Source organism: Novosphingobium soli (assembly GCF_042432915.1).
Classification (GTDB): domain Bacteria; phylum Pseudomonadota; class Alphaproteobacteria; order Sphingomonadales; family Sphingomonadaceae; genus Novosphingobium; species Novosphingobium soli.
In genome coordinates, this window is record NZ_JBHLWK010000001.1 from 121,602 (window position 1) to 142,328 (window position 20,727).

The following is a 20,727-nucleotide window of genomic DNA, read 5'->3' on the forward strand; positions in this document are numbered from 1 at the left end:
CGGCGCGCTATATCGTTGGTCGCAGTGTTCGGGTGAGATGTCTTTCACCCCTATTCTACAAGCAGGGGCGCACCGTGCCAGCGGTGCGCCCCTCATCGTTAGGGGGACAGGTGCCAGCCCGTCCCCCTCCCGTTATGGCATCACGGCTTGCGCGACATTTCGACGACCTTGAGAACCAGGGTCGTGAACGCCAGGCACGCCATGACGATCATAATTGCAGTGTTCGTCTCGATGCTAATCACCTCCATTCTCTGGTGCAGCATAGACGCTGCGCATCGCGGATAACCTCGTTCAACGCAGGGCGCTACGGACGCAGGGTTCTTGCGTTCGTGCCGGGTTCATCTATTCCGGCGCATGGGCGGCGCGTCTGGGGTGACGAAGGATCTGCGGGTGAATCGGATGGTATCGCGCTTCCTGGCCGGAGCGGCTTTCGCCGGCGTCCTCGCCTGGCCGGCGGGTGCGGCGGGGCAGGGCGTCGCCGCGGTCTCGCGACCCGTCGTGCAGGCGCTGCCGAGCGAGGACAGCAGGAAGCTCAACGCCGCGCTGGCGCAGATCGGCCGCGATCCGCGCAACGTCCAGGCCCTGATCGAGGCCGGCGACGCGGCGCGCGGGCTGAACGATTCCGACGCCGCCATCGGCTTCTACCGCCGCGCCGACGAGATCAGCCCGGCCAACCCGCGGGTCAAGGCGGGGCTGGGCAGCGCCTATGTCCTGGCCGGCGATCCCGTCAGCGCCATCCCCCAGTTCGAGGCGGCCGACCGGGCCGGGGCGACTCCAGCCGCGATCGCCGCCGACCGGGGCCTCGCCTACGACCTCGTCGGCGACGGGGCCGCGGCGCAGCGCTCCTATGCGCTGGCGCTGCCGGCGCTGAGCGGGGCCGCGGCGGACGAGGTGCGCATCCGCCTCGGCATCAGCCAGGCCATCGCCGGCAACGGTGACGGCGCCTACGCCACGCTGCTGCCGCTGCTGAACCGGCAGGACAAGCCGGGCTGGCGCGCCCGCGCCTTCACGCTCGCGATCGGCGGGGACACCGCCGAGGCGGTCGATCTCGCCGGCAAGATCCTGCCCGCGCCGCTGGCGCAGAACATCGCTCCCTACCTTCGCTACATGCCGCGCCTGACCAAGGCGCAGCAGGCCGCCGCGGCCAATCTCGGCCGCTTCCCGCGGGCCTCGGAGATCGGCCGCGACGATCCGCGCATCGCCGCCTATGCCCCGCCCAGCCCGACCGCGGCGGGCGCCGGCCTCATCCCCAAGGGCGACGCGCTCGGCGGCGGCACCTCCACCCGGCTCGGCAGGGCGGACACCGCGGCCGGCCGGGCCCGATCGCGCGCGCGCAGCCGCAAGGAGGCCGTGGCACCGGCAGCCGCGCGCCCGGTCCGCCGCACCGAGGTGGCCGCCGCCGACCCCGACCGCGTGGTGCCGCCCGAGCCCAAGCCCGCGATCGAGCGGGCCGGGATCGAGCTTCCGCCGCTGGCCCCGGGCGCCGAGCTGCCGCCCGTGACCCGATCGGCGCCTGCACCGGCACCCGCACCCGCACTGGCACCGGCACCTGCGCCGACGCCGCCGACGACGCCCGCCGCGACCCCTGCTGCGCCGCTGCCTCGCCCGGCGGAGGCGCCGGCAGCGGCCACCCGGCGTGCGCCGGCCCCGGGCTTCGACCTCGCGCACCTGCCCGCCTCGACGGCGACGGCGCGGGTCGCGGCGACCCCCAGGCCCGCGCCGGCGCCCGCCGCCTCTCCGGCTGCCCCCCCGACGCCGACGCCGACGCCGGCTCCCGCGGCCCCGCCGCGGCAGCTTTCGCTCTCGGAGATCTTCGCCGATCTCGGCAAGCCGGCGGTGGAGGCGGCGCCGGTATCGGGCGCGGTGGACATCCGGAAGATCACCCCCGCCGCCCCGCCGCCCAGGATCGAGCTGCCGAAGGCCGAGGAACCCGCGCCCGCTCCGGACAAGCCCGCCGCCCCGCCGGCGGCCGCCAAGGGCAAACCGGCTGCCGACGCGAAGACCAAGGCCGCCGACGCCAAGGCGGCCGACGCCAAGGACGCCAAAGACGCCAAAGCCAGGGCGAAGAAGCCCGCGCCGCCGGCACACCCCAGCCGCATCTGGGTGCAGATCGGCGTCGGCCGCAGCGAAGTCGCGATCGCCTTCGACTGGCGGCGCTACGCGCGCGAGCATCCCGCGCTGTTCAAGGGGCGCGAGCCCTTCGTCAGCGAGATGGGCCGCACCAACCGCATCCTCGTCGGCCCCTTCGCCTCGCAGAAGGCGGCCAGCGCCTTCCTGGCGGAGGCAAAGAAGGACGGCTTCCCCGATGCGCTGCCCTGGACCAGCCCGGCCGGGCAAGTGGTGGACCCGCTCTCCGTCAAATGACGGCGGCGCCGTGCGTTAACGATTGTTCATTTTATCCACATCCTGTTCACAGGCTTGTGCAGTTATTCGCAGGCGATGCCGGCCGGTGGATTGTGCTGCCCCGGCCCGAGGCACCATCCATGCTGTGTCTTTGCGGAGGGCAGATGTCACAAGTTATGAGGACGGTTCAGGACGAGATCGACCGGGACGACGAGGCTGCACCCGTGGAGATGCTGGCCTCTCTGTTCGAGGCCCGCGACTGGCCCTTCGAGTATTCGGGCGAGGACGAGATCTCGGCCGAGGTGAAGGGGGCCTGGGCGAGCTACCAGATCCAGGCGATCTGGCGCCCGGAGGATCGGGTGCTCCAGCTTCTCTGCCTACCCGACATCCGCATCGCCGAACCCAAGCGCCAGGCGGTGTTCGAGGCGCTGGCGCTCATCAACGAGCAGCTCTGGCTGGGCCACTTCGACGTCTGGTCGAACGGCGGCGTCGTGCTCTACCGCCACGGACTGATGCTCGGCCCCGACGGGCTGCTCGGTCCCGGGCAGGCGCAGATGGTGGTGGAAGCCGCGATCGAGGAATGCGACCGCTTCTATCCCGTGTTCCAGTTCATCCTGTGGGGCGACAAGACGCCCGCCGAGGCGCTCGCCGCTGCCCTGGTGGACGCCGCCGGAGAGGCCTGAGCGCCTGCGCCTCGGGCCTTGGCACCCGGCCGGGGCTGGCCTAAGCCGCGGCCTGGACCGGCATCGTTGCCGCGCGAGGTGGAGTGGACATGGAGCGATTTCAGAGCATCCTGCTGGTGGGCTGCGGCAACATGGCGGGCGCGATGCTGGCGGGGTGGCTGGCGGGCGGCATCCCCGCGGCGCGCTTCACCGTGGTCGACCCCCATCGCGACGCGGTCCCCGAGGGCGTGACCCTGCTGCGGGCGCTGCCGGCGGAAGGGCGCTTCGATGCGGTGCTGCTGGGCGTCAAGCCGCAGGGGCTGGACGAGGTGGTGGCCCCGCTGGCGCCGCTGGTCGGGCGCGAGAGCGTGCTGTTCTCGATCCTCGCCGGGGTCGAGATCGCCAGCCTCGCGGCCCGCTTCCCGCAGGCCGGGGCGGTGGTGCGGATCATGCCCAATCTCGCGGCGGCGATCGGCCGCTCGCCGATCGCGCTCGACGCTAAGGGCCTCGACGAGACCGGCCGCGCCGCGGTGACCGCGCTCATGGCGCCGCTCGGCACGCCCGAGTGGCTGGCGGGCGAGCACCTGTTCGACGCGGTGACCGCGCTGGCCGGGTGCGGCCCCGCCTTCGTCTACCGCTTCATCGACTCGCTCGCCGCGGGCGCCATCGCGCTCGGGATCGAGGAGGGGCAGGCCCGCCGCCTCGCGCTCGCCACGGCAGAAGGCGCCGCGCTGCTCGCCGCCGCCTCGCCGTCCTCGCCCGGCGAGCTGGCTGACAAGGTGGCCAGCCCCGGCGGCTCCACCCGCGCCGGGCTCGACGTCCTCGATGCCGGCGGCGCGCTGGCGGCGGTGGTCGCCCGCGCCATGGCCGCGGCGCGCGACCGCAACGCCGAGATGGCCGCCGCCGCCCGGCAGGGCTGACCTGAAGGCTTCAGTTCCGGGGCCTTCGACAAGCTCAGGCTGAGCGGGGAGGAGAGGGCGGCGGGGCAGGCGGTGACCTGCGCTCGCCTCCCACACCCGTTAATGGTGAGCGGGGAGGAGAGAGGGCGGCGGGGCAGGCGGCGACCTGCGCTCGCCTCACACACCCCGCTCATGCTGAGCTTGTCGAAGCATGGACCCTCGCGCCTCGCCGCGGGGCCTTCGACAGGCTCAGGCTGAGCGGGGCGGAGAGGGCGGCGGGGCAGGCCGCGAACTCCTGCCCCGCCACGCCCCGCTCACGCCGCAGCACGCACCTCGCGCGCTTTACACTTTGTCACAAAGGGCGGCTTCCGGTTTTCCTTGAATCTTGCCGGGCGCAGGACGATATTCCCCTTCGTGCGGGACCGCATCGTGCAGGTTTTCCGCGAAAGGGAGTTAGAAATGGCGAATTGGAACGACCCCCAGCCCCGTGCGGGCTTCGGTGCGTCTCCGAGCCTCGACGGGCGCACCGCCGGCCGGACCGCATACGACACGGGTCTGCGGCGGCACATGCTGTCGATCTACAACTACATGGCATCGGGCGTCCTGCTCTCGGGCATCGTCGCGCTGCTCTTCGCACAGTCGGGCTATGCGGCCGCGGTGATGACCACGCCGCTGCGCTGGGTCATCATGCTCGCCCCGCTCGGCTTCGTCTTCGCGATCAGCGGCGGCGCGGCGCGCTTCAGCGAAGGGACGCTCAAGGTTCTCTACTGGTCGTTCGCGGCCGTGATGGGCCTGTCGCTCTCGACCATCTTCCTGGTCTTCACCGCCACCTCGATCGCGACGACCTTCTTCGCGACCGCGGCCGCCTTCGCGGGCCTGAGCCTCTACGGCTACACCACGAAGAAGGACCTGTCGGGCTTCGGCACCTTCCTCATCATGGGCCTTGTCGGCATCCTGATCGCCACGCTGGTCAACATCTTCGTGGGGTCCAGCGTGCTGCAGCTGGTGATCTCGATCCTGGGCGTGCTGATCTTCGCGGGCCTCACCGCCTACGACACGCAGATGCTCAAGAACCAGTACGCCCAGCTTCGCGGCACCGACTTCGTCGGCAAGGCCGTGGTGCTCGGCGCGCTCAGCCTCTACCTGGACTTCATCAACATGTTCCAGTTCCTGCTGAGCTTCCTGGGCCAGAGGGACTGATCCGGCGGGACTGATCCGGCGGCACGGCCGGGGGCTGTAACGGTGCGGATTCCGGTCAGCGCCGAGTAATCCACAGCCCCGATTCGGATAAGCTCGATGCCCGGTGCGTTTCGTCGCACCGGGCATTTCCTTTGCCGGCCGGCACCGCTAGACCTCGGCGGTGCGATGGAGAACGAGCGTTGAACCCAGGTACTGAGAAGCGGGTGGGCCAGCAGGATCTGCGGCACCGCCTGTCCCTGCTGGCGGGCTCGGCCGTGGCAGTGACGCTCGCCGCGCTGGCGGGCTGCGCCAAGCCGCCGCCGCCCCCGGCGCCGCCGCCCCCGGTCGTGGTGATCCCGCCCAAGCCGACGCCGCCGATGGGCGCGCCGGACGAGATGACGATCCCGCCGGTCAGCAACGACGGCACCCGCCATACGGTGAACTACGGCATCTCCACCTCGCAGGCGGTGTGGAACCTGCGCTCGGGCTACAACGTCGCCGCGCTCAACTGCGTGGAGGCGGAGTACACGCCGATCCTGGAAGGCTACAAGCGCTTCCTCAAGGTCTACGACAAGTCGCTCGACCGCGCGAGCCGCGACATCGACGCCAGCTTCCGCACCCAGCACGCGGGCCGCGCCGCCACCGTCGCGCGCGAGACGTACCAGACGCAGGTCTACAACTTCTTCTCGCTGCCGCCGGTCGATTCCGGCTTCTGCAAGGCGGCGATGGAACTGAGCGCCGAGCTGCAGACGGTCGATCCCTCGCAGTTCGAGGCGTACTCGTACAAGGGGCTGGCCAAGCTGGAGGCGCCGTTCAAGGAGTTCTTCGACGCCTACGAGCAGTACCGCGCCGACCTCGCCGCCTGGCAGTCGCGCTACGGAAGCAGCAACGGCCTCATCACCGTGCGGCCGACGGCGGAGCAGACGATGGCGCAGCCCAAGGGCTACGCGCAGTAAGGCCGATGCCGGCGGGAAAACGCCCGGCCTGCATTTTTGCCCTTTTCCGCGCGGGTTCTCTTCGCTAAGGGGGCGCTCCCGACGCGGTCCGCCGGCATGGTGGACGATCGGGCTCGATACTGGAACGGGGCCGTAGCTCAGCTGGGAGAGCGCGTCGTTCGCAATGACGAGGTCAGGGGTTCGATCCCCCTCGGCTCCACCAGTATCCAATCGAGGCATGCTCGGGTGTCCGGGCGCCACCCGGTCCGCAACGCGGCCGGGTTTTTTGTTTATCTGCGGCCAGCGGCGTATAGCGGGACATCAACCCGGCGGCCGGGACCCGGTCGCGATGGAAGCGCGCGCGCGACGCGCCGGAAGCGACGGACCATGCACTTTCTCGACCAGGCCAAGATCTACATCCGTGCAGGCGCGGGCGGACCCGGGGCGGTCAGCTTCCGGCGCGAAAAGTACGTCGAGTACGGCGGCCCCGACGGCGGCAACGGCGGCAAGGGCGGCGACGTGGTGTTCGAGGCCGTGGCCGGGCTCAACACGCTGATCGACTTTCGCTACACCCAGCACTTCAAGGCGCCGCGCGGCGGCCACGGCATGGGCAAGAACCGCAATGGCGCGGCGGGCAAGGACCTCGTCGTCAAGGTGCCGGTGGGGACGCAGATCATCGACGACGAGGACCGCGAGACGGTGCTGGCCGACCTCACCGAGGCCGGGCAGCGCGTGGTCCTGCTCGAAGGCGGCCTGGGCGGGCGCGGCAACGCCAGCTACAAGACCAGCACCAACCGCGCGCCGCGCCAGCACCAGCCGGGCATGCCGGCGCAGGAGCTGTGGGTCTGGCTGCGCCTGAAGCTGCTGGCCGACGTCGGCCTGGTGGGCATGCCCAACGCCGGCAAGTCGACCTTCATCAACAAGCTGTCGAACACCAAGGCCAAGGTCGGCGACTACGCCTTCACCACGCTGCGCCCGCAGCTCGGCGTCGTCACCCACAAGCACCGCGAGTTCGTGCTGGCCGACATCCCCGGCCTGATCGCCGGTGCCGCCGACGGCGCCGGGATCGGCGACCGCTTCCTCGGCCACATCGAGCGCTGCCGCGTGCTGGTCCACCTCATCGACATCTCCAGCACCGACCCGGTCGAGGCGATGCGCGTGGTGGAGGAGGAGTTGGAGGCCTACGGAGAAGGGCTGGACGAGAAGCCGCGGCTGGTGGCGCTGAACAAGGTCGACCTCGTCGACGACGCGCTGGCGCAGGACTATGCGCGCGAACTGCTCAAGGCCGGCGCCGACGAGGTGTTCCCGATCTCCGGCGCGACCGGCAAGGGCATGTCGCAGCTGCTCGACGCGGTGATCGACTACCTGCCCGCCGCCACGGTGACCGAGCGTCCCGAGGGGGAGCGCGAGGAAGCCGACGACAAGCCCTGGTCGCCGCTCTGACCGCCGGCTCCGCGCGGAGGCGGCAGCGAGGCGGTTAAGGGGCGGCCGCGGTACGGCGGCAGGCGGGCATGCCCGATCGCCCGGCGGCGAGCCCGGGATAACGCCAGAACGGAGGACAGCGGACGGGCTGCGGCCGGCGCTGGGGGCCGCCGGCTTCAGGCGACATGCCGGGTCTTGCCTTTGATCTTGCGTCTCGGCCGGTGAGGGGCAGACCTCGCGATGCTCCCGGCCAGCCCTGCGGTGCGCGGGGATGATGGAGCGGGCCCGCCCCTTCCATCGACCCTGGGGGCATACCCCCGTTCATCCACGCATCCGGTATGGCGGTTGTTGTCCGGTCAATCCGCAACCGGGCGCCGACCGCGTGCGGGAGAGGGAAACGTCAGCTTCACGCCCCCGCCCCGCCGCTGGACCGACCGAAGTCGGTGTCGGAGCTTATAACCGAAGTGGTTAATCCTGTCAAGAGGCCGCATCGCCGCATCGCGGCACGCTGCGGCTTTCCACCGCCCCGGCTTTCCCCTAGAGGCTGGCGCTCCCATGCCCATCGCCCGACTCCCCGACCTCGCCGACCCCGCCCTTGCGCCCCGCCTCGTCATCAAGGTGGGCTCGGCGCTGCTGGTCGGGCCGCAGGGGGTGCGGCGCGCGTGGCTCACGCAGCTGGTGGCGGAGATCGCCGAGGCGCGGGCGCGGGGGCAGGACGTGATCGTGGTGTCCTCGGGCGCCATCGCGCTGGGCGCCGCGACGCTGGGGCTGGAGAAGGGCGGGCGCGGCAGCCTCGCCGACGCGCAGGCGGCCGCGGCGGTCGGGCAGATCGCGCTCTCGGGCCTGTGGGCCGAGCTCCTTGCCGGGCACGGCCTGACCGCGGCGCAGATGCTGCTGACGCTGGAAGACCTGGAGGACCGCCGCCGCTACCTCAACGTCACCGCCACGCTGACGCGGCTGCTGGACGCGGGCGCGGTGCCGGTCATCAACGAGAACGATTCGGTGGCGACGCAGGAGATCCGCTTCGGCGACAACGACCGCCTGGCCGCGCGCGTGGCGCAGGCCGCGCAGGCGAGCGCGGTGGTCCTGCTCTCCGACATCGACGGCCTCTACGATCGCCATCCCCGGCTTCCCGACGCGCGGATGATCCCGGTGGTGCAAGGCGTGACCGCGCAGATTCATGCCATGGCGAGCACCGAATCGAACTCCGGCCTGGGTTCGGGGGGCATGGTGTCCAAGCTGCAGGCGGCGGAGATCGCGGAGCTGGCGGGCATTGGCCTGGTGATCGGCAACGGCCAGCACGAGCGCCCGCTGGCGCGCATCTTCGGCGAGGGCATCGGCACGCTGTTCGTGCCCCGGGCCCGCTCCGGCGGGCGCCGGGCCGGCGCGCGCAAGGCGTGGCTGGGCGGGCGGCTGCGGCTCAAGGGCGGGCTCGTGGTCGACGCGGGCGCCGCGGCGGCGCTGGCGCGTGGCTCCAGCCTGCTCGCCAAGGGCGTCACGGCGGTCGAAGGCGTGTTCTCCCGCGGCGATCCGGTCGCCATCCTCGATCCCGAGGGGCGGGTGCTCGCGCACGGATTGTCGGAGTACGGCGCCACCGAGTGCGCCGCCATCGTCGGCCTGCATTCGAGCGAGCAGGAGGCGGTGCTCGGCTATGCGCCCCGCTCGGCGGTGGTCCACCGCGACCAGCTGGTGCTCAAGTCGTGAGCGGCGCCCGTCCCGTCGTCGCGCTGACCGGCGCCACCGGCTTCGTCGGCCAGGCCACGCTCGAGGCGCTGCTCGCCGGCGGCTATGCCGTGCGCGCGCTGACCCGGCGCGGCCAGCCCGAGCGCGCTCGCGTCGAGTGGATCGGCGGCGACCTTGGCAACCACGCGGCGCTGGCCGAGCTGGTGCGCGGCGCCGAGGCGACGATCCACGTCGCGGGCGTGGTCAACGCGCCCGACGCGGCCGGCTTCGAGGCGGGCAACGTCACCGGCACGCTCAACCTGATCGAGGCGACGATCGCCGGCGGCGTACGGCGCTTCGTCCAGGTCTCCTCGCTCTCCGCGCGCCAGCCGGAGCTCTCGGCCTACGGGGCCTCGAAGGCCAAGGCCGAGAAGCTGCTGATGGCCAGCCCGCTCGACTGGACCATCGTGCGCCCGCCGGCGATCTACGGCCCGCGCGACAAGGAGATGCTGGAGCTGTTCCGCGCCGCGCGCTGGGGGGTGATGCCGATGCCGCGCGACGGGCGCGCCTCGCTGATCCACGTCGACGACCTTGCGCGGCTGCTGGTGGCGCTGGTTCCCTCGGACCTGCCCGGCGTGGGCAGCGTGAGCGGGCGCGTGTTCGAGCCGGACGACGGCAAGCCGCAGGGCTGGGACCACTACGAGACGGCGCTGGCGATCGGCTGGGCGCTGGGCAAGCGGCCGCGCGTGATCGGCCTGTCGCAGCCGATGCTGGCCCGCGCCGCGCGCCTCGACAACTTTTTGCGCGGCCCCCGCGCGAAAATGACGCTCGACCGTGCCGCCTATTTCAGCCATCCGGACTGGGTGGTCTCGCCCGAGGCCGCTGTTCCGGCCACGCTCTGGCAACCGCGCGTCGAGACCCGCGAGGGGCTCAGGGCCACCGCGCAGTGGTATCGCGAGAACAAGTGGCTGTGAGGCAAAGGATCGCGCACGGATGAAGGGACTGCTCGCCCGGCTGAACATCGACCCCTACCTGCTGCTGCTGGTCGGCACCGTGGGCCTCGCCTCGGTGCTGCCGGCGCGGGGGATCTGGGCCGGGATCGCCGGCGGGGTCGCGGACGCGGGCATTGCGCTGCTGTTCTTCCTGCACGGCGCCAAGCTCTCCCGCCAGGCCCTCGTCGACGGCGCGCGCGCGTGGAAGCTGCACCTGACCGTCGCCGCGGTGACCTTCGGGCTGTTCCCGGTCCTGGGGCTGGGCATCCGCGCGATCCCCGGGCTGGAGCCGTCGCTGGCGACCGGGGTGCTGTTCCTGACGCTGCTGCCCTCGACCGTGCAGTCGTCGATCGCCTTCACCGCGATCGCCGGCGGCAACGTCGCCGCGGCGGTGTGCAGCGCCTCGTTCTCCAATCTCGCGGGCATCTTCATCACGCCGCTGCTAACGGCGCTGTTCATCACCGGGCAGAGCCAGGGCTTCTCCGCCGACCCGGTCCTCACCATCGCCGTGCAGTTGCTGCTGCCGTTCCTGGCCGGCCATTTCCTGCGCCCGTGGATCGGCGGCTTCGTGACGCGCAACAAGAAGGTCCTGGGCACCGTCGATCGCGGCTCGATCCTGCTGGTGGTCTACACCGCGTTCGGCGCCGCGGTGATCGAGGGGCTGTGGCAGAAGGTGACGCTGGGGGAGCTGGCGCTGATCGCCGTCCTCTCGCTCGCCGTCCTGGCGGTGGTGATGGTGGCGGGCACGCTGGCGGGCAAGGCGCTGGGCTTCCCGCGCGAGGACCGGATCGTGCTGCTGTTCTGCGGTTCCAAGAAGAGCCTGGCGACCGGCGTGCCGCTGGCCGGGGTGCTGTTCCCCGCCGCGCAAGTGGGCGCGATCATCCTGCCGCTGATGTTCTTCCACCAGATCCAGCTGATGGTCTGCGCGGTGCTGGCGCGCAAGCTGGCGGCCGAGAACGAGAGGGCGGCGGCGGCCGCGCCAGCCCCGACCGCCCCGGCGGCCTCGGCCTAGGCCGCGTGGACAAATTCCGTGTCGACGGAATGACCGAAATGGGTGGGAAGCGGACATAACTGCCTTCGACCTTATTTGCTACAGTCGAACCAAACAAGGAAGGTCGGGAGTTAATCTATATAGAAAGCATATCCCTCTGGCCTTCTCAGAAGCGCAAAAGGGGATACCTTGCACACTTGGTCGCATTCGAGGGAAAGTTCCGATTCAGATATACCCATAGATTTATACCGACTCTCAAAATCCTTTATTACCTGAGAAAAAGACTTTTCGATCGCGATTTGGTAATTTTTTGCAAATTTATATTTCCAAACGTAAAATCCTCGGGGCACCTCGCCGTTCTTTTCTAGCCGATCTGTGGTAATTTTCCCATGCGCCAGCACGCCAAAGAAACCCACCATTTTTACTCCTTTTCACGAACGGTCGCGGATTTTGCCTATGGCCGCAAGGGGGCGTAAGCCGTCGTAGCCATCCTCCCCGGAACGGGGAGGGGGACCACCCGCAGGGTGGTGGAGGGGCACCCTCGGTTTGCGTGTCATCGCGTTGGCCCGCAGCAGAACCTCCTGCCGGTGAAGGTCACGCAAACCGCTCGTGCCCCTCCACCATGCTTCGCATGGTTCCCCTCCCCCAAGGGGGAGGGTGGGGCGAAACCGGACGTCCCAATTTGTCCACGCCGCCTAGGGCTCGACCCGACCGAGCGCCCATTGCGCCAGCGCCGTGGCTTCCTGGTGACCGCCGCGCAGGCCCAGCGTCGCCTCGAAGCCCATCAGGTGCGCCACCCAGGTCAGGGCCATGACCAGGCCGAGCGGATGGGCCGGTGCGTCCGGCGGGAGCAGGCCCGAGAGCGCCGGCGCCGCGACTTGCAGCGCGCGCAGCTGTTCGCCGAACGCCACGGTCTCCCCCCGCACCGCCTCGTTGTGGTTGGCGAGCGCGAGGTACTCCATCGTCAGCGCCGCGTCGAACGGGTCGGAGAAGCAGGCCCACAGCGCATGCAGCGGCCGCTCCTGCGCCAGCGCCGCCTCCACGCGCGCGCGCATCGCGCCGGTGCGGCGGCGGTAGGCGGCCAGCAGCAGCGCGTCCATCGTCGCGAAGTAATAGTAGAGCGTCTGCTGGTTGATGCCCGCGCGCAGCGCCACCCGGCGCGAAGTGAGCGCGGCATAGCCTTCCTCGTGCATGATCGCCTCCACCGCGTCGAGCAGGGCGTCGTGGGTGGCGGACCGGCGGGTCGCCATGCGGCGGGCCGGCTTGGCGCTGGCGCCCGTCATCGGCCGGCGGGCTCCAGCGCGCGGTCGGGGGCGGGCGAGGGGGCAGGGTCGAAGGCGATCGGCAGCGACTTGATTCCCCACACCCCGCAGAAGCTGCGCCAGGTGGGCGGGGCGTCGTGGCGCGGGTTGGTGAGGCGCCGGGCGATGAGGTGGGTGGCCTCCTCGACGTTGGCCTGGGCGAGGAACTGGCCGAGGCAGATGTGCATGCCGCGCCCGAAGGCGAGCGGGGCGGTGCGGTCCGCGCGGTCGGGGTCGAACGCCAGCGGGCGGGAGAACAGCTCCGGGTCGCGGCCCGAGATACCCAGGGGGAACAGCAGCATGGTGCCCGCCGGGATGGTCACGCCTTCCCAGGTCAGGTCGCGGGTGGTGACGCGATAGGTGTTGGACGGGCTGGTGAGCCGCAGCTGCTCGCGCACCACCTTGCGGCAGTACTCGCGATCCTGCGCGCAGCGCTGCCAGATCGCCGGGTGTGCGATCATCGAGTCCATCAGCAGCGTGAGCAGGTTCTTCGAGGTGTCGTAGCCCGCGCCGAACAGGAACACGAGCATCTGGCGCAGCTCCTTGGCGGTGAGGTCGCCGCGGGTCTGCGCGGCGATGAGGTCGTCGAGCAGGTCGCCTCTCCCGGCGTCAGGCCCGCGCTCGGCGATGAGGTCGTCGACGAAGCGCCACAGCACCTGGTAGGCCGCCTCGATCCGCGGCATGTCCTCGACGATCATGTTGAAGCTGGTGCCCTGCACCTCCAGCGAGGAGATGATCGCCGGCAGCCGGGCGACGTCGCCGCCGATCAGCGCGAACATCACCCGGACGGGGAAGTTGGCGGCGAACTCGGTGAAGTCGAAGCGGCCCTTGGGCGCCCACTCGTCGAGCAGGGCGGAGATCGTCGCGACCATCACCGGGCGCATGCGCTTGACGTTGCCCGGCCCGAAGGCGGCGCTGACGCTGGAGCGCAGGCGCTGGTGGTCGGCGCCGTGGCGCACCAGCATCATCTCCTGCGCGAAGTCGCCCCAGCCGGTCCCGCGCGCGCCCATGATGTCGACGATCTCGCGCCCGGGCATCTCCAGCGCGTCGTCCATGCGCATGATCTCGTCGATCGCGCGGTAGGAGGTCAGCACCGGGCCGATCGCGCTGGTGGCGAGCCAGGGATGCTGCGCACGCGCGCGCGCGAGCCACGGGTCGGGATCGTTGGCGAAGTCCGCGGTCTCGACCGGCAGGTGGTACAGTGCGAGCTCTTCGATGCGCGTCATGACGGTGGCCCTCTCCGGGTGGCGTGCGCTCTTCGTGAAGGCACGTCGCGTTTTGCCAGTCAGTCTACCTGCAAACCGGCGCCGGTCAATCGGGGGCGGGGGGTGCAATTCGCCGGGGCGATGGCGGATCGCTGGCCGAGAAAGATAGCATGCACTATCAAGTGTACTGAACCCGGCTGACGGCAAGGCGAAGACCGATGCAGATCGAACCCAAGATCCTCTCCTACCTTGGCGACCTGGAAGGTGCGGTCGCCAACCTTTCCGACACCTGGCGGCCCGACGACCCGGCCTACCGCGCCGACGTCTACCGCCAGACGATGATGAGCCTGTCCTACGCCTACTTCATGTACTTCCACGCGGACGCCGAGCATCCCGACTGGGCACCCTTGTGGAACCCGGTCTACACGCTCCAGCCCAACCCGGACGACATCTACGTCCAGTCGCCCATCCGCGGCGACCTGACCTATCGCGTGTCCGGCAACCGGGGCACCTGCCGCATCCTCTCGTTCACCACCCAGGCCGCACTGTCGGGCACGGTGGACGAGATGCCGCGCCCCAACGGCCACAACGAGCTCGACACCAACGACCTCGGCATCGGGTTGGGGGAGGACTTCTCCATCGTCTTCAGCGCCGAGCGGCCCGCCGGCTACGCGGGACACTGGGCGCCGATCCACCCCTCCGCGCGCGGCATGTTCACCCGCTACCGCATGTACGACTGGGAGAAGGAGGTGGACCCGGTGCTGGCGATCGAGTGCCTTGACCCGGTCGGCCCCAAGCCGCGGCTCGCGCCCGAGGAGATCCTGCGCCGGATCGGAGAGATGGCCAGGCTGCCGCGGCGCAAGACCGACCTCTACTACCCCATGCAGAACGCAGTGAGGGAGAGTGTGGGCTTCAACGTCTTCGAGCCGGTCCGCTACCCGGGCGCCTTGGTGAAGCAGACCTACTGGCCCGCGTGCTTCCAGCTGGCGGACGACGAGGCGCTCGTCATCGAGACCGAGATCCCGGCGCGCGCGCCGTACTGGAACGTGCAGCTCAACGATCCGTACTTCAACGCGCTGGAATACGTCTACCGCCTCAGCAGCACCAACGGCGCCATGGCCCGCCTGTCGAGCGACGGGCGCTTGCGCGCGGTGATCGCGCTGACCGACCCGGGCGTGCCCAACTGGCTCGACCCGGCCGGCTACAACGAGGGCGGGATCTACGGCCGCTGGTACGATTGCGACAGCGAGCCGGTGCCGACGATCGCCCGCGTGAAGCTGGCCGAGCTGCGCGATCACCTGCCCCCGGACACCCCCGTGGTCACGCCGCAGGAGCGGGCCGAGGAGATCCGCCGCCGCGCGGTCGCCTGCCAGCGCCGCCGCCGCTGGTGAGGGCGGGCCGATGGACCTGAGCTACGATCCGCCCGCGGCCTTCCGCCACGCGCTCGACCAGCTGCACGCGACCGTCGCCGCGGAGGTCGGCTCGGACGACTTCGGCGCGCCGGACTATCTTCCCGGCCTCACCGTGCTGCTGCAGTCGATGGACTACGACCCGCGCTTCTCCGAGACCGGGCGGCGCGCTGCCTGGGGCATGGTGGTGGGCGTGCTGCGGGGCCGGTCGCAGGCGATCGCGGCGATGAAGGCGAACCCCGGATTCGATGCGCGCGCGGTGCTCTCGCCCGTGGTCATCACCGGGGTGCCGCGCACCGGCACGACCGCGCTGCACCGGCTGCTCGCCGTCGATCCGCGGTTCCAGGGACTGCAGACCTGGCTGCTCGACAGCCCGATGCCGCGCCCGCCGCTGGAGACCTGGGGCGACTACCCGCAGTACCGCAAGACCGTGGCCGCGCTCGATGCGCAGTATGCCGCCGCCCCCGACGCGCGCGCCGCGCACTTTCGCGCCGCCGAGGAGGTGCACGAGTGCTGCATGGTGCTGCGCCAGTCCTTCGTCTCGAACCTGTGGTCCTGCGGCTGGTCGGCGGCGACCTACGACGCCTGGTGGCAGTGCCAGGACGAGACGCCGGCCTATCGCCACTTCGCGCGCTGCGTCCAGCTGGTCGGCCTGAACGATCCGGACAAGCGCTGGCTGCTCAAGAACCCCGGGCACATCCAGCACCTTGACCTGCTCTTCGCCGTCTTCCCCGATGCCCGCGTGATCCAGACCCACCGCGATCCCGCCAAGGCGGTGCCCAGCCTGGTCTCGCTGCTGATGAACCTCAACGGGCTGATGGAGCCCGAGCGCAAGGCCCAGCGGGCGGAAACCCTGATGCGGCGCGAGGTCGCCAAGTGGGCCCAAGCGGTGCGCCGGGCGGAGGCGGTGCGCGCGCGCCATCCCGGGCAGGTGCTCGACGTCGTCCATGCGGATTTCCACGCACGCCCGATGGAGACGCTGGAGGCGATCTACCGCTTCATCGGCATGGACATTCCCGAGGAGACCCGCGCCGCGCTGCTGCGGCGCATCGCCGACAAGCCGGAGCTGAGCCGGGGCGTCCACCGCTATGCCATCGCCGACTACGGCATGAGCATGGAGGAGGCGCGCGAGCCTTTCGGCGACTATGTCCGGCGCTACGACCTGGTGGAGGGCAGGGCATGAAGGCGGCGATCTATCCCGGCGGCGGCCAGGCCATCGTGATCGAGGACCTGGCCGATCCCGTGCCCGGCCCGGACGACCTGCTGATCCGTGTCGACCGCTGCGGCATCTGCGGCACCGACCTGGCGATGACCCAGGGCGGTGCCTGGGACTTCGGGGCGGGCGTGCAGTTCGGGCACGAATACGCCGGCACCGTGGTGGAGGTGGGCGCGAACGTCGCGGGCTGGAAGGCCGGCGATCCGCTGGCGGTGCTTCCCTCCGTCGCCTGCGGGCAGTGCGAGAGCTGCCGCGCCCATGGCAACAACGTGCTGTGCCGGGAAGCGCCTGGCACCGCCTCGGTCGGCTTTGCCGAACTGGCGCGCGTCCCGGCGAGCCTGGCGACGCGGCTGCCCGCCACGCTCTCGATGGCGGACGGGGCGCTGATCGAGCCGCTGGCGATCAGCCTCTACGGCGCGCGCATGGCGGCGATCCGCCCGGGCGAGCGGGTGCTCGTGCTCGGCGGCGGCACCGTCGCGCTCTACGCGATGTACTGGGCGCGGCGGCTGGGTGCCGGCCGCGTGGTGGCGATGTCGCGCTCGCCCCGGCGGCGCGACCTCAGCCTGGCGATGGGCGCCGATGCCTTCGTCGCTTTCGGCGCAGCGGAAGCGGGAGACGTCGTGGAGGCTCTGGGCGGCGCGCCCCAGGTGGTGCTGGAATGCGTCGGGGCCGAGGGCATGCTCGGCCGCGCCATCGCCCATGCGGCGCCGTTCGGCCGGATCGTCAGCCTGGGCTTCTGCACGTCGCCCGACCCGGTGATCCCGGCGGTGGCGAGCTACAAGTGCCTCTCGCTGCACTTCGCGGTGGGCTACTCGATGCGCGAGTTCCTCTACATCGCCGACCTGCTCGACCGCGACCGGATCGCAGGCGCGGGCCATCCCGACCCGAAGGCGATCGTGACCGCGCAGGTCGACCTGGCGCAGCTTCCCGCCATGTTCGCGACGCTGCGCGGTCCCAACGCGGAGACCAAGGTCCACGTGCGCTGCAACGCGGGCTGACGGCCTGCCGGCGTGCGTTCAGGCGGCCACGGGTTGTCCCCGGAGCGCCGCCTCCGGCCGTCTCCGCAGCATCAGCAGCAGCAGCGAGCCGGTCACCACCCCGGTCCCCGCCGCGACGAGGAAGGTGTCGAAGCTGCCGGTGCGCGCCAGCGACCAGCTGAGGAACGCCGCGCCCGAGGCGGCCGCCAGCGCGCAGGCGGCGGTGAGCAGGCCGAGCACGCTGGAGTAGATCTCCGGGCGGAAGTGGCGCGCCACCAGGAACGCCAGGATGTCGCCCTCGGCACCCACGGCGAAGCCCAGGCTGAACACCGAGGCGGTGATGATCGCGGGCGAGTCCCAGCTGGTGGCCAGCACGAAGAGGCCGATGCCCGGCAGGCCCAGCGTGACGAAGGAGACCAGCTGCGGCGCCAGCCGGTCGAGCGCGACGCCGGTGATGAAGCGCCCCAGCAGCATCCCGGCCGCCAGCGCGGTGAACATGATCGAGGCGCCCTCCGGCGTGATCCCGTTGTCGAGCACCAGCATCTTGAGCTGCACCAGGATGAGCGTCAGCGGCAGGTTGCACAGGTACATCGACGCCAGCAGGATCCAGAACGCCGGCTCGCGGAAGATCTCGGGATAGTCCTCGCGCGCGGGGCGGCGCGCGCCGGTGGCCACCGTCGCATGGCTGCGGCTGCCCGGGATCAGCAGGAACGTGACGATCCCCGTGAACGCCGTGAACAGCGCCAGCGCGCGGTAGGCGGCGACCCACCCTTGCGCCTCGACGAAGGCGTTGAGCAGCGGTCCGCCGATGGCGCTGAACAGCGCCGGGCCGCAGGCGACGATCGCCAGCGCCAGCCCGCGCGCATGCGCGACGTGCTGGACCACGAGGCGGGTGTAGACGGTGGCGGTCGTCGTCACGCAGATCGTGCTCTGGAGCACGAAGACGGCGACGTAGGCGGTGAACGAGCCGCCGCTCAGGCTGAACCCGAGCAGCGTCAGCGGCATGGCGACGATCCCGATCAGCGCCGTCAGCTTGACCCCGAGCAGGTCCGCGAGGCGACCGACGAAGGGCATCGACAGCGCCGTCAGCAGGCCGAGCGTCCCGGTCATCGCGAACTGGGCCTTGCTCCACCCGGCGTCGGCGACGAGGGTGGGGGCGATGGCGCTGGTGACGGTGCCGGCGATCGACATGCCCGTCCCCATGCCCAGGCCGGCGGCGAGCAGCGGGCGCCATGCGGACGCGATTTCCGATAGGTAACGCAAGGTTTCATCTCTCCCGGACAGGCTTTCCTGCCCGCGCGGACTTTGCCAGTTGCGCGCGCGGCCCGAAACCCGCGCCCCGGCCGGCGCGGCGCGGTTCGCGGTGACTCGCGCCGAAATCGCCCGAGCGTTGCAGCGCGCGTTGCACCGGGTGGCAAGCCTTTACCAAGCGCTTGCTACGCACTGATGCGCTGTCTATCCTGTGCCACCAGACGCCGCGGCGGGATCGCGGGAAGAGAGAGGGGAACGGCCATGTTCGCGACGCAGGTGTTCGAGGGCGTGCGGGTGCTGGAGCTCGCGCAGTTCGTGTTCGTGCCGGCGGCCGGTGCGATCCTCGCCGACCTCGGCGCCGACGTCATTAAGATCGAGATGACCGACGGGGACCCCTATCGCCGGCTCAAGATCGCCGACGGGCGCCAGACCGCTTCCGCCAACCTGGCGATGGAGCTCAACAACCGCGGCAAGCGCTCGGTGGCGATCGACCTCAAGACCGAGGAGGGGCGCGAGGTGCTGCTGCGCCTGGTGGAGACCGCGGACGTGTTCCTCACCTCGATCCGCCCCGGCGCGCTGCGCCGCCTGGGCCTGACGCCCGAGGTGCTGCGCGCCCGCAACCCGCGGATCATCTACGCGCACGGCAACGGCCTGGGCTTCAGGGGCGAGCAGGCGGACCGCGCCGGCTACGACGCCTCGTGCTTCTGGGCGCGCGGGGGCTTCGCGCACATGCTCTCCGCCCCGGGGCAGCGCCCGGCGCGCCCGCGGCCGGCGCTCGGCGACCATGCCGGCGCAATGAACGTGGCCTTCGGCCTCGCCAGCGCGCTGTTCCACCGCGAACGGACCGGGGAGGCGACGAGCGTCGAGGTCTCGCTGCTGTCCTCGGCGCTGTGGATCCTCTCGGCCGACGTGACGATGGGCGCGGCGCTGTCGGACGCGCAGCTCGCCCGCCTCGCCAATCCCGGGCGCCATGCGCTGACGAGCGCCTACGAGACCGCGGACGGGCGCTACCTGCAGCTCATGTTCCTCGATCCCGAGCGCTACTGGCCCGAGCTGTGCCGCCGCCTGGGGCGCGAGGCGCTGCTGCAGGATCCCCGCTTCGCCAGCGCCGAGGCGCGGGTGGAGCACGGCGAGGCGCTGCTCGAGGCGCTCGACGAGGCCTTCGCGGCGCGCACGCTGGAGGACTGGCGCGCCGCCCTGGCGGACTGGGACGCGCCCTGGGAAGTGGTGCAGAACCTGCGCGAGCTGGTCACCGATCCGCAGGCGCGCGCCAACGATGCGCTGTTCGACGTGGTGGTCGCGGACGGCACGCCGGTCACCGTCGTCTCCGGGCCGGTGTCGTTCGGCGGCAGCCCGCTCCCGCCGGCGCCGCGCTGCGCCCCGGCAATGGGCCGCGACACCGCCGCAGTGCTGCGCGAGGCCGGGCTGGCCGAGGCCGACATCGCCAGCTGGGCGGCCCGCGGCATCGTCGCCGGACCGGGGTGACGCGCGCCCGATCCCAGGCGGCGTGGACCAATTCGACGTCTGCTCAATGGCAGCAACGGGTGGGGAGTTGGCGTCACCCCTCCAGGCCGCTCATGCTGAGCTTGTCGAAGCATGGGAACCTTGCGCCACGTCTGGGGGCCTTCGACAAGCTCAGGCTGAGCGGGGGTGGGGAGGTCCGCTTTGGGGTGGGAAGAGGAAGGGCGGCTTTAGCTTTGCATTGCGGGCAAAGCGGACATCGTGGATACCGTTGCTTCTTGCAGGAGGCGATGATGGCTTTGTTCGATCCGTTAGTACGCCTCGACGCGCAAATGTCTGATGTCAGCGACGTATATGTCGGTGCAGGCAAGGATGTCGAAAGCTACATTGGGGGCTTAGAGCGGGCGCTACGCGAGGCAGTCTGCGCCCCGTTCCTTGTGACCGCCCAGGTTGTTGAGCCCGGATTCCCAGATGCGAATGTTGGTGACACCATCACCGGGCACTGCGTGGCTCATTCCGAGGGGTACTGGCTCGTCTATCAGTCCGAGAATGACAGGTTCCTGTGCTTTTGGGGGACTGACGTGGACGACCTTGCCGCACCCGGCATTTTCGGATCGCCACTCCGCTGCTGGTCGGCCTGAAACGTCCGCTTCCGGGGCCTGCCTGCGGCACGATGACTGGCGATGATGGGGCGGAAGCCGTCGTAGCCATCCTCCCCGGGACGGGGAGGGGGACCACCCGCAGGTGGTGGAGGGGCGCCGTCGGCTTGCGTGCCATCGCGTTGGCCCAGCACAACGTCCTGCCGAACGAGGCTACGCAAAC

17 protein-coding genes and 1 tRNA gene are annotated in these 20,727 nt (G+C 70.8%); 15 read left to right on the top strand and 3 right to left on the bottom strand.

The features are described 5' to 3' along the window. Positions 1-399 precede the first annotated feature (399 nt). The 10 genes from ACFFJC_RS00465 to ACFFJC_RS00510 all read left to right on the top strand — a co-directional run bounded on the left by ACFFJC_RS00465 (position 400) and on the right by ACFFJC_RS00510 (position 11,106). Positions 400-2,364 (top strand): SPOR domain-containing protein, encoded by a 1,965-nt coding sequence (locus ACFFJC_RS00465; RefSeq protein WP_379485711.1) that lies wholly within the window; start codon positions 400-402, stop codon positions 2,362-2,364. Positions 2,365-2,519: 155 nt separating this feature from the next. Beyond that, on the top strand, positions 2,520-3,026 hold the full coding sequence (locus ACFFJC_RS00470) for a type III secretion system chaperone family protein (protein WP_379485608.1): 507 nt from the start codon (positions 2,520-2,522) through the stop codon (positions 3,024-3,026). An 89-nt stretch (positions 3,027-3,115) separates the two neighbouring features. Next, positions 3,116-3,925 carry a pyrroline-5-carboxylate reductase gene (gene proC, locus ACFFJC_RS00475; RefSeq protein WP_379485609.1) on the top strand — a complete coding sequence of 270 codons (810 nt, stop codon included), beginning with the start codon at positions 3,116-3,118 and terminating at the stop codon, positions 3,923-3,925. 438 nt (positions 3,926-4,363) lie between these two features. Further along, positions 4,364-5,104 carry a Bax inhibitor-1/YccA family protein gene (locus ACFFJC_RS00480; RefSeq protein WP_379485610.1) on the top strand — a complete coding sequence of 247 codons (741 nt, stop codon included), beginning with the start codon at positions 4,364-4,366 and terminating at the stop codon, positions 5,102-5,104. Between the two features lie 179 nt (positions 5,105-5,283). After that, positions 5,284-6,039, top strand: a complete 756-nt coding sequence (locus ACFFJC_RS00485) for a hypothetical protein (RefSeq protein WP_379485611.1) — start codon at positions 5,284-5,286, stop codon at positions 6,037-6,039. Between the two features lie 126 nt (positions 6,040-6,165). Continuing rightward, positions 6,166-6,241, top strand: a tRNA-Ala gene (locus ACFFJC_RS00490). A gap of 164 nt (positions 6,242-6,405) precedes the next feature. Continuing rightward, the gene (obgE, locus tag ACFFJC_RS00495) at positions 6,406-7,461 is read left to right on the top strand and encodes a GTPase ObgE (RefSeq protein WP_379485612.1); all 1,056 of its coding nucleotides are present in this window, start codon (positions 6,406-6,408) and stop codon (positions 7,459-7,461) included. A 534-nt stretch (positions 7,462-7,995) separates the two neighbouring features. Then, complete coding sequence (gene proB, locus ACFFJC_RS00500) at positions 7,996-9,144, top strand: glutamate 5-kinase (protein ID WP_379485613.1); 1,149 nt, start codon at positions 7,996-7,998, stop codon at positions 9,142-9,144. Then, positions 9,141-10,076 (top strand): NAD-dependent epimerase/dehydratase family protein, encoded by a 936-nt coding sequence (locus tag ACFFJC_RS00505; protein ID WP_379485614.1) that lies wholly within the window; start codon positions 9,141-9,143, stop codon positions 10,074-10,076. Before proB ends, ACFFJC_RS00505 begins: the two co-directional genes overlap by 4 nt. A gap of 19 nt (positions 10,077-10,095) precedes the next feature. Continuing rightward, a complete protein-coding gene (locus tag ACFFJC_RS00510; RefSeq protein WP_379485615.1) occupies positions 10,096-11,106 on the top strand; it encodes a bile acid:sodium symporter family protein in 1,011 nt (336 codons plus the stop codon). Positions 11,107-11,780: 674 nt separating this feature from the next. Here the strand turns inward: ACFFJC_RS00510 and ACFFJC_RS00515 are convergent. Then, positions 11,781-12,368, bottom strand: a complete 588-nt coding sequence (locus ACFFJC_RS00515) for a TetR/AcrR family transcriptional regulator (RefSeq protein ID WP_379485616.1) — start codon at positions 12,366-12,368, stop codon at positions 11,781-11,783. Further along, entirely contained in the window at positions 12,365-13,612 is a 1,248-nt protein-coding gene (locus tag ACFFJC_RS00520) for a cytochrome P450 (protein WP_379485617.1), read from the bottom strand. The genes ACFFJC_RS00515 and ACFFJC_RS00520 overlap by 4 nt, the downstream gene beginning before the upstream one ends. Before the next feature lie 197 nt (positions 13,613-13,809). Here ACFFJC_RS00520 and ACFFJC_RS00525 point away from each other — a divergent pair, with 197 nt between their 5' ends. The 3 genes from ACFFJC_RS00525 to ACFFJC_RS00535 are packed head-to-tail and all read left to right on the top strand — an operon-like array spanning position 13,810 to position 17,214. Further along, on the top strand, positions 13,810-14,982 hold the full coding sequence (locus ACFFJC_RS00525) for a hypothetical protein (RefSeq protein ID WP_379485618.1): 1,173 nt from the start codon (positions 13,810-13,812) through the stop codon (positions 14,980-14,982). A 10-nt stretch (positions 14,983-14,992) separates the two neighbouring features. Further along, entirely contained in the window at positions 14,993-16,183 is a 1,191-nt protein-coding gene (locus tag ACFFJC_RS00530) for a sulfotransferase family protein (protein WP_379485619.1), read from the top strand. Next, entirely contained in the window at positions 16,180-17,214 is a 1,035-nt protein-coding gene (locus ACFFJC_RS00535) for a zinc-dependent alcohol dehydrogenase (RefSeq protein ID WP_379485620.1), read from the top strand. Before ACFFJC_RS00530 ends, ACFFJC_RS00535 begins: the two co-directional genes overlap by 4 nt. A gap of 18 nt (positions 17,215-17,232) precedes the next feature. Here the strand turns inward: ACFFJC_RS00535 and ACFFJC_RS00540 are convergent, their stop codons facing one another. After that, positions 17,233-18,456, bottom strand: a complete 1,224-nt coding sequence (locus ACFFJC_RS00540) for an MFS transporter (RefSeq protein WP_379485621.1) — start codon at positions 18,454-18,456, stop codon at positions 17,233-17,235. Between the two features lie 249 nt (positions 18,457-18,705). Here ACFFJC_RS00540 and ACFFJC_RS00545 point away from each other — a divergent pair, with 249 nt between their 5' ends. Together ACFFJC_RS00545 and ACFFJC_RS00550 are read left to right on the top strand one after the other, a co-directional pair. After that, a complete protein-coding gene (locus ACFFJC_RS00545) occupies positions 18,706-19,929 on the top strand; it encodes a CaiB/BaiF CoA transferase family protein (protein WP_379485622.1) in 1,224 nt (407 codons plus the stop codon). Positions 19,930-20,198: 269 nt separating this feature from the next. Then, positions 20,199-20,546, top strand: a complete 348-nt coding sequence (locus tag ACFFJC_RS00550; RefSeq protein ID WP_379485623.1) for a hypothetical protein — start codon at positions 20,199-20,201, stop codon at positions 20,544-20,546. Positions 20,547-20,727: the final 181 nt, after the last annotated feature.

Bases quoted from the DNA above. Each gene is read 5' to 3' on its own strand.
- ACFFJC_RS00530 (WP_379485619.1), top strand. From the start codon at position 14,993: ATGGACCTGAGCTACGATCCGCCCGCGGCCTTCCGCCACGCGCTCGAC.
- ACFFJC_RS00480 (WP_379485610.1), top strand. From the start codon at position 4,364: ATGGCGAATTGGAACGACCCCCAGCCCCGTGCGGGCTTCGGTGCGTCT.
- ACFFJC_RS00470 (WP_379485608.1), top strand. From the start codon at position 2,520: ATGAGGACGGTTCAGGACGAGATCGACCGGGACGACGAGGCTGCACCC.
- ACFFJC_RS00515 (WP_379485616.1), bottom strand. From the start codon at position 12,368: ATGACGGGCGCCAGCGCCAAGCCGGCCCGCCGCATGGCGACCCGCCGG.
- ACFFJC_RS00550 (WP_379485623.1), top strand. From the start codon at position 20,199: ATGGCTTTGTTCGATCCGTTAGTACGCCTCGACGCGCAAATGTCTGAT.
- proC (WP_379485609.1), top strand. From the start codon at position 3,116: ATGGAGCGATTTCAGAGCATCCTGCTGGTGGGCTGCGGCAACATGGCG.
- ACFFJC_RS00535 (WP_379485620.1), top strand. From the start codon at position 16,180: ATGAAGGCGGCGATCTATCCCGGCGGCGGCCAGGCCATCGTGATCGAG.
- proB (WP_379485613.1), top strand. From the start codon at position 7,996: ATGCCCATCGCCCGACTCCCCGACCTCGCCGACCCCGCCCTTGCGCCC.
- obgE (WP_379485612.1), top strand. From the start codon at position 6,406: ATGCACTTTCTCGACCAGGCCAAGATCTACATCCGTGCAGGCGCGGGC.
- ACFFJC_RS00545 (WP_379485622.1), top strand. From the start codon at position 18,706: ATGTTCGCGACGCAGGTGTTCGAGGGCGTGCGGGTGCTGGAGCTCGCG.
- ACFFJC_RS00525 (WP_379485618.1), top strand. From the start codon at position 13,810: ATGCAGATCGAACCCAAGATCCTCTCCTACCTTGGCGACCTGGAAGGT.
- ACFFJC_RS00510 (WP_379485615.1), top strand. From the start codon at position 10,096: ATGAAGGGACTGCTCGCCCGGCTGAACATCGACCCCTACCTGCTGCTG.
- ACFFJC_RS00465 (WP_379485711.1), top strand. From the start codon at position 400: ATGGTATCGCGCTTCCTGGCCGGAGCGGCTTTCGCCGGCGTCCTCGCC.
- ACFFJC_RS00520 (WP_379485617.1), bottom strand. From the start codon at position 13,612: ATGACGCGCATCGAAGAGCTCGCACTGTACCACCTGCCGGTCGAGACC.